Source organism: Algibacter luteus, from assembly GCF_030344935.1.
In the GTDB taxonomy this organism is placed as follows: Bacteria; Bacteroidota; Bacteroidia; order Flavobacteriales; family Flavobacteriaceae; genus Arenitalea; species Arenitalea lutea.
In genome coordinates this window covers 47766-61583 of sequence record NZ_CP128313.1, presented here as the reverse complement: position 1 = coordinate 61583, position 13818 = coordinate 47766, and the positions used below count along the sequence as shown (strand labels likewise).

Genomic DNA, 13818 nt, shown 5'->3' with positions numbered 1-13818 from the left:
ATTTATCAAAACGCCTTTTATTTTTCAATTCAATGACTATTTTAGTTATTATTGTGATGTTATTTTTATAGTCTAATAATTTATATTGTAAAATGAAATATCTTTTTTTGGTTTTAATTTGGTTTTCTGGCGTCGTTTTAAGCTTTGCGCAAGAAAATAATACTAAGGAAATTGATTCATTATACAAAGAAGATCATTTCTATGCAGGTGTAACATATAACTTATTAGATAACAAACCTACAGACCTTAACCAAAGTGGTTTTTCATTAGGTTTTCATTTAGGGTATATAAAAGATATACCAATAAATAGAAATAGAAATGTGGCTATAGGAATAGGATTGGGGTATTCTACAAATTCTTTTAATCAAAATCTTCTTATTAATAAAGATAGTAATGGTGATTTTGTTTATAATATTATAGAAGATGATCAAACTTATACTAAAAATAAGTTTTCTAGTCATTTAATTGAAGTTCCTATAGAATTTAGATGGAGGACTTCTACTCCTTCTGAATATAATTTTTGGCGAATCTATACTGGTTTTAAATTTGGTTATGCTGTAATAAATTCGTCTAAATACGAAGGCGATTTAGGACGCTTAAAATATACTAATAATAGAGATTTTAACAATTTTCAGTATGGATTAACCATGAGTGCTGGTTATAACACATGGAATTTTCATATTTACTATCCATTAAACTCGATATTTTCTAAAGATGTTATAGTAGAAGGGAAACAGTTAAACTTAAATGTGATTAAAATTGGTTTAATGTTCTATATTTTATAACCAATAATTCACTAAAATTAGTTGCGGAAGAATTCCAATAAAAACTCCAATTATCAATTCAATCGAAGTATGTGCTTTTAGATGAAGTCTAGACGTTGCAATTGCGCCCATGATTATAGACATTAAAGCTAGTGTACCATTAATGTTAATACTAAAATGGATACTTAGTGCTATAAAAAACATAAATACGCCTGAAATAGCAATCATATGAATACTCGCTTTAAACTTTAAAATAGCAAGTATTAGGCAGGCCATATTAGATATTAGAATACCGATAAAGAAAAAATAAAGCTCTATTGCCTGCGATGGTGTTAAAATACGTTGTAAAACAATTAGAATTACAATTCCATTTAAAATAAGTGGATAAATTCTTTCTTTTGTAGATTTTAGGTTTATTGTATTAACAATCCCAATTGTTTTTAGTAAAAAATACAATAAAATTGGAAGTATAATAGTGAGTATAAAAAGCGAGATTACTTTAGCTTGAATAATATCTAAAGGAATATATCTTGGAGATTTAGAAAAGTAAAAGATAACGCCTAATAATGGCATTATTAGTGGGTGAAAAATATATGAAATACTTTTAAGCAGTTTATCCATTATATTTTTTTACGTAACCGCGCTACAGGAATATCGAGTTGCTCCCTATATTTTGCAACGGTACGTCTAGCAATAGGGTAACCTTTTTCTTTTAAGATAGATGCTAAATTTTCATCTGTTAATGGCTTTTTCTTATTTTCTTCTTCAATAACAGTTTCAAGAATTTTTTTAATTTCCCTAGTAGAAACATCTTCACCTTGATCATTTTTCATTGATTCAGAAAAGAATTCTTTAATTAATTTGGTGCCATAAGGAGTGTCTACATATTTACTATTAGCTACTCTTGATACTGTTGAAACATCCATGTTAATTTCATCTGCAATATCTTTAAGAATCATGGGCTTTAGGTTACGCTCGTCGCCAGTTAGAAAATATTCTTTTTGATAATGCATGATAGCACTCATAGTAACAAAAAGGGTTTGTTGACGCTGTTTTATGGCTTCAATAAACCATTTGGCTGCATCTAGTTTTTGCTTAATAAAAAGCACTGCATCTTTTTGAGATTTAGATTTGTCTTTCGAGTCTTTATAACCTTTAAGCATATTATTGTATTCTCTCGAAACATGCAACTCTGGTGCATTTCTGCCATTTAGTGTTAATTCTAATTCTCCTTCAACAATCTTAATTGCAAAATCTGGAACTACATGTTCTACTATTCTATTATTACCTGCATAAGACCCACCTGGTTTAGGGTTTAAATGTTCTATTTCTGAAATGGCTCCTTTTAATTGTGTTTCGGAAATATTAAATTTCTGAAGTAATTTTTTGTAATGCTTTTTTGTGAACTGATCAAAGGCATTATCAATAATGTTAATTGCCAATTCTGTATCTACCGTTTTTTCTTTTCTATGAAGTTGAATACTTAAACATTCTTTTAAATTTCGAGCACCTACCCCGGCTGGGTCAAGTTGATGTACTATTTTTAAAACTTTCTCAATTTTTTCTTCAGTGGTATAAACGTTTTGCGTAAAGGCCAAATCGTCCATAATATCGGTTAGTTCTCTTCTGATATAACCACTCTCATCAACACTTCCTACAAGAAACTCAGCGATTTCGCGTTCATCTTCAGAAAGTCTGTATGTGTTTAATTGATTTATTAAATGCTGGGTAAATGATGTTCCTGCCGCATAAGGCATGGTTCGTTCTTCATCATCACTACTATAATTATTGGCTTGTGTGCGATAATCTGGAATTTCATCATCGCTCAAATATTCATCAACATTAATATCTTCGGTATTTATGGAATCGTTATCATCATATTCATCATTCGAGTTATCGAAATCTGAATCTAACTCGTTTTGAGATTCTTCCTTACCACCTTCCAATGCTGGGTTTTCTTCTAATTCTTGCTTTAAACGTTGTTCAAAAGCTTGCGTTGGCAACTGAATCAATTTCATTAATTGAATTTGCTGCGGCGACAGTTTTTGAGATAATTTAAATTGTAAATGTTGTTTAAGCATATATTATAAATAGGTTGCTACTCAAAGATAAAAAAAGGGAACTGTAAACCAAAGTTCAATTTTATAATGATTTTTGCTAGAATTCTGCATTTTGTGGTGTTCTTGGGTAAGGTATAACATCTCTAATATTACCCATACCTGTGGCGAACATAACTAATCTTTCAAAGCCTAAACCAAATCCAGAATGCACTGCGGTACCATATTTCCGTAAATCTAAATACCACCAAAGGTCTTTTTCTGGAATATTAATAGCAGCCATTCTTTCTTTTAAAATATCTAAACGCTCTTCACGTTGTGCACCACCAACAATTTCTCCAATTCCTGGGAATAAAATATCCATAGCGCGAACCGTTTTACCATCATCATTTAAACGCATGTAAAATGCTTTGATGTTAGCAGGGTAGTCAAACAATATAACAGGACATTTAAAATGCTTTTCTACAAGATAGCGTTCATGTTCACTTTGTAAATCCGTACCCCATTCATTAATTAAAAACTTAAATTTCTTTTTCTTGTTTGGTTTAGAATTTCGTAAAATATCGATTGCTTCAGTATAACTAACACGTTTAAAGTTGTTTTCTGTTACAAATTTTAACTTTTCTATTAAAGTCATATCGCTACGTTCTGCCTGTGGTTTTCTTTTTTCTTCATCCTGAAGTCGATTATCAAGAAAATCTAAATCCTCTTTATTGTTGGTTAAGATATATTGTATTACAAACTTCATGAAGTCTTCGGCTAAATCCATATTACCGGCCAAATCCATAAAAGCCACTTCTGGTTCAATCATCCAGAATTCTGCTAAATGACGCGATGTGTTTGAGTTTTCAGCTCTAAATGTTGGTCCGAAGGTGTACACTTTACCTAAAGACATGGCATAGGTTTCTGCTTCTAATTGTCCAGAAACGGTAAGATTGGTTTCCTTTCCAAAGAAATCCTTTGAATAATCTATATTTCCTTCTTCATTTTTCGGTGGATTTTGAAGGTTTAGATTGGTAACCTGAAACATTTCACCTGCACCTTCAGCATCGCTTCCTGTAATGATTGGAGCGTGCATGTAGTAAAAGCCATTATCGTTAAAGTATTTATGTATGGCGAAAGAAAGCGCCGAACGTAAACGCATAACTGCACTAAAGGTGTTAGTACGCGTACGTAAATGGGCATTTTCTCTTAGAAACTCGAATGAATGTTTTTTAGGTTGAATAGGGTAGGTTTCTGGATCAGAATCTCCTAGAACAATTAATTCTTTAACTTGAATTTCAACTTTTTGCCCTTGACCTTGGCTTTCAACAAGCTCTCCTTTTACATGAATAGCAGCTCCTGTTGTTATTCTTTTTAACAACGCTTCATCAAAATTTTCAAAATCGACAACACATTGGATATTGTTTAACGTAGATCCATCATTCAATGCTATAAAACGATTTGCTCTAAAGGTTCTTACCCAACCTTTAATTTCTACTTCTGGGATAATAATATCTTCTGATAATAATTCTGAAACAGTTTTCAATGTCACTCTAATTTTAAATTAATAGTGTAAATATAAAGGTTTCATTCATCAAAATTCAATTTCTAAATTCCAAAAATTCTCGAAAACAGAAAATTTATGATGGTTTTAATAGAATTGGAATTTAGTCGATTGTTTCGTCCTCTTCGGGTATAATATTAATGGTTGGTTCTCTAAGTACCTGTTTGTTCGCAATGCTACGTTCTAGTGAAAGTAAAAGTGATGGCAATAGCAAAAGGTTAGATAACATTGCAAAAAGTAATGTGGCTGAAACTAAAGCTCCTAGAGCAACCGTACCTCCAAAACTTGAAATTGTAAACACCGAGAAACCAAAGAATAACACTATTGATGTGTAAAACATACTAACACCAGTTTCGCGTAGCGCGCCATAAACCGAAACCTTTATTTTCCATTTATTCGCTTGAAGTTCTTGTCTATATTTTGCTAAAAAATGAATAGTGTCATCAACAGAAATACCAAAAGCGATGCTAAACACTAAAATAGTTGATGGTTTAATAGGAACACCTAAATAACCCATTAATCCGGCAGTAACTAATAATGGTAATAAGTTAGGGATAAGCGATATGATTATCATTCTTCCGGAACGAAACATATATGCCATAAAAAGGGCAATTAAAAAGATGGCTAATGATAATGAAATCACTAAGTTTTTAACCAAATATTTTGTGCCTTTTTGAAATACTAAGGCTTTACCTGTCATGGTGATATTGTAGCGATCTTTCGGAAAAACTTTATCAATTTTAGTTTGAAGATTTTCTTCTATACGCTCCATTTTGTCTGTGCCAATATCTTTCATGAGCGTAGTGATACGTGCGTATTGCCCTGTACTATCTACGAAATTTTTGAGCAAATCGACATTAGACGATGAGTTTTTAGCGTAGGATAAAATGAAACTATTTTCTTGAGAAGTTGGTAACTGATAAAACTTGGTGTTGCCATTGTAATAAGCTTGTTTAGAGTATTTAACTAACCCGACTACAGAAACTGGTTTTGAAAGCTCAGGTGTTTCAATTATTAAATCTTCCAGTTCGTCCATTCGCTTCAGTGTAGATAATTTCATTACCCCTTTTTTGCGTTTGGTGTCCACCATTATTTCTAACGGCATAATACCATTAAATTCTTCTTCAAAAAATCGAATGTCATTTACGAATTCTGAATCTTGAGGCATATCTTCAATTAAACTACCTGAAATTTTAATCTGATAAATACCAATAATACTTACAACAAGTAAAAGAACAGAAACAATGTAAATAGCAATACGTTTTTGTTTTACCATGCTTTCCATCCAATTTACAAACCCACCAATCCAACGTTTATTTAGATGTTCTAAATGGCGGTCTTTTGGGTAAGGTAAAAAGCTGTATATTATTGGAATGATAAGCAAGCATAAGATAAATATGGCTAAAATACTTAGTGAAGCTACGATACCAAATTCCTTTAAAAGTTTGCTTTCTGTAAGTATAAATGTTGCAAAACCCGATGCGGTAGTTACATTAGTCATTAATGTAGCATTACCAATTTTAGTAATAACACGTTGTAAAGACTTTACTTTATTACCGTGTAATTTTACTTCGTGTTGATATTTGTTAATTAAGAAAATACAGTTAGGGATTCCAATTACGATAATTAATGGTGGAATAAGTGCTGTTAAAACAGTAATTTCATAGTTTAATAACCCAATAATACCCAAGGTCCACATCACACCAATGCACACAACTATTAGTGAAATAAAGGTGGCTCTAAACGATCTAAAAAAGAAAAAGAAAATAACTGATGTTACCAGTAATGCTGCTATAATAAACATACCAATTTCATCAACGATATTTTGAGAATTTAGAGTTCGAATGTATGGCATCCCAGAAATACGCACATCTAGATTTCTGGCTTCTTCAAAGCTTTTTATTTGAGGTTGTAATATATTGGTAACAAAATCTTTTCTGGCGGAAGTATTAACAATATCTTTTTTTAGATAAATTGCTGTACGGATGGTTTTTGTTTCTTTATTAAACAAAAAGTTATCGTAGAAAGGATATTTTTCAAAGAGCTCATTTTGTAGCATTTCAATTTGAGCTACCGAGGTAATAGAATCCTTAATAAAAGGCTCTAATTTAAATTTTTGGTTATCTGAATCTTTTATTAATTTTTGAAGGTCTTTAATTGAAATTACAGTTTCAACAGCCTCATTGTTTTTAAAATCGTCTGATAATTTATTCCAAGCATTTAAATTTTCAACTGAAAATAAGGTGCTATCCTTTACCCCAAAAACAATCAAGTTGCCCTCTTCACCAAATGTTTTTAAAAAATCGTTATAGATGATATTTACCTCATGGTCATCAGGTAATAAATTGGCTTCAGTATAGGTAAAACGCATGTTTTCCCATTTTTGAGCTAAAAGAAAAGTAGCGATTGTAATACCTACAAGAATAGCAATTTTATTACGTAAAATTAATCTTGCGGTAACGTCCCAAAAATCCTTTGTAAAAAGTTTTAACATGCTTTAGATAAAAGTTGGGCAAAGGTAGAAAAAACAAGCATAATACCTCATAATGAGACGTTAAATGTAAATTTAAAAGCAATATTATCGCCGAACTCGGGTAAATGGTATGCACCATAACGATAAGTAAAACTTAACCCGAAACCAAATAACAGTTTATTTAGTTCAAAACCAGATTCGGTATAACCTTTTTTTAATGACCCAAAAGTTACGTTTTGGTGTTTTTCTGGGCTCTTCATATCTCCGATGGCAAAACGCGAAATTAATACCAATTGTGGTTTAAAACGTTCAGAAATATTAAAAGGTTTTATAAAATGTTTTAATTGTAGGGTAGCAAATTTATCAGAGAAGAATTCGTTAAAATACATGGTTTCAAAACTATTTAAACCGGCCACCGAAAATCGCTGTAAAATAGTTTCTTTAGTAATATTGTTTGGATATGCATGATATAGATGAGTTAAAGGTGTGCTTCCTCTAGCCATACCTGAAACTAAAGTAATTTCTGAAAACGAATGGTCTTTGTTCCCTATTTTGTGTATGGTTCTAAAATCTAGTTTAGAAAACCCAAAGTCGCTTCCAATAACATCTTTAAAGCTTTTAGTGTACTGAAATGTGAATTTTGGATATTCATTTTTAAACGCATCAGAACCATTTTCAAAAGGACTCCATTGTAAAGCGATTTTGGCGGAACTTAAATGAAAAGCATTAAGCGTAGTCGTATTATTTACTGCGTAACTATAATTATAAGTTGGATTTATGTTGCTTACAGCAAATTCAGTTTCTGAAATTAAATTTGGTGTAATTTCGTGTTCTAATGCTATCGATTTTGTGATGTGTTTGTGAAATAAATCGATATTTAATAAACGTGGTTCAAAAAACTGAAAAAAGCGCTTATCCGTTAAAAATTTGGTGCTTCCCGTTTCTTGTAAATCATCAGTATAAGATAGATTTAACCAAGTTTTAGTTTTTTCTGCTAATCGTATTCCGCCACCAAAACTATATTTAAATCGGTGATCTATAAAACCATAAACCAAATAGGTGTTAAAGCGGACTTTCTCTGAAAAAGTATTGTTAGTTTCTCCCCCAAGGCCAGTTCTAATACCTTCGTATTGATTGAATTTTATAAGATATCTTAAGTCTATGTTGAAGTACTTTGAAGGTAAATATCCGTTGCCAATACTCTGTAATAGTTCTTTCTTCTTAATGGAGTCTTGCTTTGGTTCTATTGTTTTTTCATCAATAGTTTGCGCAAAGATTAGAGGCGAGCACATCAAAAAAAAGAGAATAGAATAACGTTTAAACATTTGCAATGTGCCCTAAATACTAGATGAATTATAAAAAAGGCGACTAAATTGTCGCCTTGATATTATACGGTCATAATTTCCTTTTCTTTATTGTCGAAAAGATCATCAACTTTTTTAACGAATTTGTCGGTCATTTGTTGCACATCTATTTCGGCATTTGCTTTTAAATCTTCTGACGCTTCATCTATTTTTTTAATGTCGTTATTAGCATCTTTACGCGCTGCTCTAATACTTACTTTAGCATCTTCTGCTTCAGCTTTAGCTTGTTTTGCGAGATCACGACGACGTTCTTCAGTTAAAGGCGGAACGTTTATTATTATTGTTTCGCCATTATTCATAGGGTTAAATCCAAGGTTGGCATATGCAATACCACGCTCAATTTCTTGAAGCATGCTTTTTTCCCAAGGTTGAACAGTAATGGTTCTTCCATCTGGGGTATTTACATTAGCAACTTGACTAAGAGGTGTTTGAGAACCATAATAATCTACCATAACACTTCCTAACATGGCAGGACTTGCTTTTCCAGCTCTAATATTTACAAACTGTTTTTCTAAATGCTTAATAGCATTATCCATTGCTTCTTTTGTAGAATCTAATATAAATTGTATGTCTTCGTTCATGTTTTAAACTTTTATTTCAAATTATATATAAGCTGTCAAAAATTACGCCAATTTTTAAACATTAACAACTGTTCCTATATTTTCACCTGAAACTACTTTAAGTAAGTTTCCTTTTTTATTCATATCAAAAACAATAATTGGAAGTTTATTTTCTTGACTCAGCGTAAAGGCAGTTGTATCCATAACTTTCAATCCTTTTCTCAAAACATCATCAAAGGATATGTTATTAAATTTAATCGCCTTGGCATCTTTTTCAGGATCGGCATTATAAATACCATCAACTCGAGTGCCTTTTAAAATAACGTCAGCTTCAATTTCAATAGCTCGTAATACTGCAGCAGAATCGGTAGTGAAATAGGGGTTCCCTGTACCTCCACCAAAAATAACAACACGCCCTTTTTCTAAATGGCGCATGGCTTTTCTTCTTATAAAAGGTTCTGCTACTTCATTAATTTTAATGGCAGATTGTAATCTTGTAGGTAAGCCAGCATCTTCTAATGCACCTTGAAGTGCTAATCCATTAATTACAGTTGCTAACATACCCATATGATCCCCTTGCACACGATCCATGCCTTTGCTGGCTCCTGCAACACCTCTAAATATATTACCACCACCAATTACAATGGCAACTTCTACACCAAGGTCTGTGATTGTTTTTATATCCTGAGCGTATTCTGCTAATCGATCTGGGTCAATACCATATTGTCGGTTGCCCATTAAAGCTTCACCAGATAGTTTAAGTAGTATTCTTTTATATTTCATCAGTTTGTTTTTGTTAATTTATGGTCTGATGTCATTCACCAAAACAGATTAATTTAATTCTAATATAATTGTAGTGGCTCATTTCATAAGTTATTTACTGAGGTTGAGCAAAGCTACATAATTTTTTTATTTTTTGAATTTATATGAAACCTGATTTTTAGAATAAAAAAAACCACCATATTTCAAAAATATAGTGGTTTTAAATTTTGGTAAAATTCCTTTAATAGAAATATATTATCCTACTGACGCACGTTTGAAACCTGAGATTTCAACATCGCCGTATGTAGCAACGTATGCTGCAACACTTTTCTTTTCATCTTTAATGAATGTTTGATCAAGTAAACATTTCTCTTGATCTAGAGTGGTGTTATCAGAAATAAAACGCTCCATTTTTCCTGGTAAAATTCTGTCCCAGATTTGTTCTGGCTTACCTTCAGCTTTTAATTCAGCTTTTGCTTCTTCTTCAGCTTGCGCTAAAACTTCAGGAGTTAATTGAGCCATAGAAATGTATTTTGGTACATTTTTAAGTGTTTTACCTAAACGACCTAACTCGATATTATCTTTTTCAATAACTGCAATTCTTGCTTCGGTTTCTGAAGCTACAAAAGCAGGATCAAAATCTTTATAAGATAGAGTAGTTGCTCCCATAGAAGCTACTTGCATTGCAACATCTTTAGCTAAAATATCAGCATTATCAACTTTCGCAGTTAATCCTACTAAAGCAGCAATTTTGTTAATATGCACATAAGCACCAACGTAAGTCGCTGATAATTTTTCGAAAGAAGTGATATCTAGTTTTTCACCAATTACACCAGTTTGTTCAACTAATTTATCTGCAACTGACATACCACCAAAATCTGCAGCTAAAAACTCTTCTTTAGTGTTACAGTTTAATGCGATATCAGCTAATTGATTTGCTAAGGATAGAAAGTTTTCGTTTTTTCCAACAAAGTCAGTTTCACAACCTAAAACGATTGCAACACCTTCAGTTTGGCTATCATTTATTTTTGCAACAGCAGCACCTTCAGAAGAATCTCTATCGGCTCTTTTCTCTGCAACTTTTTGTCCTTTTTTACGTAAAACTTCGATAGCTTTATCAAAATCACCACCAGCTTCAACTAAAGCTTTTTTGCAGTCCATCATTCCTGCACCTGTTGCTTGTCTTAATTTGTTAACTTCAGCAGCTGTAACTTTTACTGTAGTACTCATAATTATTATAATTTAAAAAAGTCGTTCAATATATTTTCAAAAAAGAAAAGAACTAAACGACTTATTTGTGTTTTTATTCTTCTTCTTCAGCAACGGCTTTTTTAGCTGGTGCTTTTTTTGCTTTTGGAGCTTTAGGCGCTTCTTCTTTTGAAGATGCTGCAGCTTCTTTTTCAGCTTTACGTTCTGCTAAACCTTCAGAAATAGCAGATGTTACGTGCGTTAAGATTTTGTCTATTGATTTAGAAGCATCATCATTTGCAGGAATAACATAATCAACCTGACGTGGGTCAGAGTTAGTATCAACCATTGCAAAAATTGGAATGTTTAATTTTTGTGCTTCTTTAATAGCAATATGCTCACGCTTAATATCTACAACAAATAAAGCTCCTGGTAAACGTGTCATATCGGTAATAGAACCTAAGTTTTTTTCTAACTTAGCTCTTAAACGATCAACTTGTAAACGTTCTTTTTTAGAAAGTGTCATGAAAGTACCGTCTTTCTTCATTCTATCAATAGAAGCCATTTTTTTAACAGCTTTTCTAATAGTAACAAAGTTAGTTAACATTCCACCTGGCCATCTTTCTGTGATGTAAGGCATGTTAATTTCTCCTGCTTTTTCAGCAACGATATCTTTTGCTTGCTTTTTTGTTGCAACGAATAAAATTTTACGTCCTGAAGCTGCAATTTTAGCAAGTGCTGCTCCGGCTTCATCAATTTTAGCCGCTGTTTTGTAAAGGTTTATAATATGGATACCGTTACGCTCCATATAAACGTAAGGTGCCATATTTGGGTCCCACTTACGTGTAAGGTGTCCGAAGTGTACACCTGCTTCAAGTAATTCTTTTACTTCTACTGCCATTTTGTAATAGTTTACGTTCTGTTGAATTAGCAATGTTCCATTTGGCTCTAGGCTCTTGGCTTCATTTAGATGCTAAACTAAATCCTGTCTTTTTATGGACTAGGACAACAATAACTGTTTTATAATTTTGTTTTGTGTTGAAAGTGAATTCAACTGAAATATTAACGTTTAGAGAACTGGAATTTCTTACGAGCTTTCTTCTGACCGAATTTCTTACGCTCTACCATTCTTGGGTCTCTTGTCAATAATCCTTCTGGTTTAAGAATCAATCTGTTCTCAGCATCTAATTCGCACATTGCACGAGAAATTGCTAAACGAACAGCTTCTGCTTGTCCAGTAATACCACCTCCATATACATTTACTGTAATATCAAAGTTGCTGTCATTGTTAGTCATAACTAAAGGTTGTTTTACTTTGTACTGTAAAGTAGCAGTCGTAAAATAATTAGCTAAGTCTTTTTTATTAATCGTAATGTTTCCTTTTCCTGAAGAAACATAGGCACGAGCAACAGCCGTCTTTCTACGGCCAATTTTGTGAATTACATCCATTATTTGAATTCGTTTAAGTTAATTGCTTTTGGTTTTTGCGCTGCATGAGCATGCTCTGAACCAACAACAACTGTTAGGTTACGGAATAAAACTGCACCTAATTTGTTTTTAGGTAGCATTCCTTTAACTGATTTTTCTACTACTCTTGCAGGGTCTTTACCATACAATTCTGTAGCAGTTAAACTTCTTTGACCTCCTGGATATCCGGTATGACGAATGTAAGACTTGTCAGTCCATTTGTTACCTGATAAGGTGATTTTTTCAGCATTGATAATGATAACATTATCTCCGCAATCAACATGAGGTGTGAAGTTAGGCTTGTGTTTGCCTCTTAAAAGTTTTGCAACTTTAGAAGCTAAACGACCAAGCGCTTGACCTTCAGCATCAACCAAAACCCACTCCTTATTTACAGTAGCTTTGTTTGCTGAAATCGTTTTGTAGCTTAATGTGTCCACACTTTGATTTTTTAATTATTAAACATTCCTCTCTCAAAAAGAGTTTGCAAATTTACGATTATATATTTGATTACCAAACCTAGTTTAAGGTTTTTTTATGCTTGAAAATCAGGTCGCTGCAACTTTGATAAATTAACTGTTAAAAGCAGCGCGTTGCAACCTGTCGTTTATGGACTTTCCAAGGCCAAAATCTGGGAAACGCTCTGCGATAATTACGTCTAGATTTTGATGATCTAAATCGTGCATGGCATCGTATAATTTTGATGCTGCTTCTGCCATATCGCCTTTTGGTGATAAGATGATTTGAGTTGTAATAGCATTATCATTTAAATCATCCTTAAAAACAAGGAGTCCTATACGTTTTCCTGCATGGTTTTTTACCTCTTCTGAAACATTGCTGGTTAAGTATGTTTGTGTTAAAGGAGCATAATGTTTATCGAGCATGCCTGGAGCGTCTGGACTTTGTTCTTTTTTGTTTTTTATAGTTATTTGTCCAACTACAGCTTCAATATCTTCTAGAGCTAAAGCGCCTAAACGATAGATGATGGGTTCGTCGTTTTCAAATCCAATTATAGTAGATTCTATACCGTTTGTGCATGCACCACCATCTAAAACCATATCTATGTCGTTTTTAAAATAGTTTTCTACATGCTCTGGTTTAGTTGGACTGATGCTGCTAAACGGGTTGGCACTTGGTGCCGCCAACGGAAATGGAAGTTGTTCTAATAACTCTAAGGTTAAAGGATGATTTGGTACACGAACTGCGACCGTGTCTTTTCCTGCGGTAATTAAATCTGGAATTGTGGCTTGTTTTTTTAAAACTAATGTCATGGATCCTGGCCAAAATGCTTTAGCGAGCAATCTTGCTTTTTCTGGCACATGGCTTACAATGTTTTCTAAAGCATCAGCAGACGGAATATGAACAATTAATGGATTAAAAAACGGGCGTTTTTTGGTTTCGAAAATGCTTTTAATGGCCTTTTCGCTAAATATATTTCCTGCAAGTCCATAAACCGTTTCGGTAGGGATTGCTACAATTTTATCGGCCTTTAAAAGGGCAATAGCTTTTGCTATGTCTTTGGAAATGATGCTCATTTTTGTAAATCAGGTTGCAAAATTAGTTAAAAAAATGATGTGATTTATGTTTGAAAGCTAATTGGTAGCAGTACGCCCGCGTTAGGGATAGCAGAGGAAAGCCCA

13 protein-coding genes are annotated in these 13818 nt (G+C 32.8%); 1 reads left to right on the top strand and 12 read right to left on the bottom strand.

The annotated features are described in order from the left end of the window. The first annotated feature begins 92 nt into the window (after positions 1–92). Positions 93–785 (top strand): porin family protein, encoded by a 693-nt coding sequence (locus tag O5O44_RS00205; protein ID WP_289195265.1) that lies wholly within the window; start codon positions 93–95, stop codon positions 783–785. On the opposite strand, the gene O5O44_RS00200 is transcribed toward O5O44_RS00205, so the two are convergent. From O5O44_RS00200 to O5O44_RS00145, 12 genes are all read right to left on the bottom strand, one after another. Then, positions 780–1385: a hypothetical protein gene (locus O5O44_RS00200; RefSeq protein ID WP_289195264.1), complete on the bottom strand. Its 606-nt coding sequence runs from the start codon at positions 1383–1385 to the stop codon at positions 780–782. The two genes, O5O44_RS00205 and O5O44_RS00200, sit on opposite strands and share 6 nt — an antisense overlap. After that, positions 1385–2845, bottom strand: coding sequence for an RNA polymerase factor sigma-54 (gene rpoN, locus O5O44_RS00195; protein ID WP_289195263.1), 1461 nt, complete (start codon positions 2843–2845; stop codon positions 1385–1387). Before rpoN ends, O5O44_RS00200 begins: the two co-directional genes overlap by 1 nt. A 76-nt stretch (positions 2846–2921) precedes the next feature. Further along, entirely contained in the window at positions 2922–4349 is a 1428-nt protein-coding gene (gene asnS / locus O5O44_RS00190; protein ID WP_434088351.1) for an asparagine--tRNA ligase, read from the bottom strand. 121 nt (positions 4350–4470) lie between these two features. Then, positions 4471–6861: an efflux RND transporter permease subunit gene (locus O5O44_RS00185; RefSeq protein ID WP_289195261.1), complete on the bottom strand. Its 2391-nt coding sequence runs from the start codon at positions 6859–6861 to the stop codon at positions 4471–4473. A gap of 47 nt (positions 6862–6908) precedes the next feature. Next, positions 6909–8132, bottom strand: a complete 1224-nt coding sequence (locus O5O44_RS00180) for a hypothetical protein (protein WP_289195260.1) — start codon at positions 8130–8132, stop codon at positions 6909–6911. A 95-nt stretch (positions 8133–8227) separates the two neighbouring features. Further along, entirely contained in the window at positions 8228–8785 is a 558-nt protein-coding gene (gene frr / locus O5O44_RS00175; RefSeq protein ID WP_019386704.1) for a ribosome recycling factor, read from the bottom strand. A 54-nt stretch (positions 8786–8839) separates the two neighbouring features. Continuing rightward, the gene (gene pyrH, locus O5O44_RS00170; protein WP_289195259.1) at positions 8840–9547 is read right to left on the bottom strand and encodes a UMP kinase; all 708 of its coding nucleotides are present in this window, start codon (positions 9545–9547) and stop codon (positions 8840–8842) included. 234 nt (positions 9548–9781) lie between these two features. Further along, entirely contained in the window at positions 9782–10756 is a 975-nt protein-coding gene (gene tsf, locus O5O44_RS00165) for a translation elongation factor Ts (RefSeq protein ID WP_289195258.1), read from the bottom strand. Positions 10757–10829: 73 nt separating this feature from the next. Then, positions 10830–11615, bottom strand: coding sequence for a 30S ribosomal protein S2 (rpsB, locus tag O5O44_RS00160; RefSeq protein WP_019386701.1), 786 nt, complete (start codon positions 11613–11615; stop codon positions 10830–10832). Between the two features lie 161 nt (positions 11616–11776). Then, positions 11777–12163, bottom strand: coding sequence for a 30S ribosomal protein S9 (rpsI, locus tag O5O44_RS00155; protein ID WP_019386700.1), 387 nt, complete (start codon positions 12161–12163; stop codon positions 11777–11779). Beyond that, entirely contained in the window at positions 12163–12618 is a 456-nt protein-coding gene (gene rplM, locus O5O44_RS00150) for a 50S ribosomal protein L13 (protein WP_289195257.1), read from the bottom strand. The genes rpsI and rplM overlap by 1 nt, the downstream gene beginning before the upstream one ends. A 132-nt stretch (positions 12619–12750) precedes the next feature. Further along, positions 12751–13713 (bottom strand): L-threonylcarbamoyladenylate synthase, encoded by a 963-nt coding sequence (locus tag O5O44_RS00145; RefSeq protein ID WP_289195256.1) that lies wholly within the window; start codon positions 13711–13713, stop codon positions 12751–12753. Between the last annotated feature and the right edge of the window lie 105 nt (positions 13714–13818).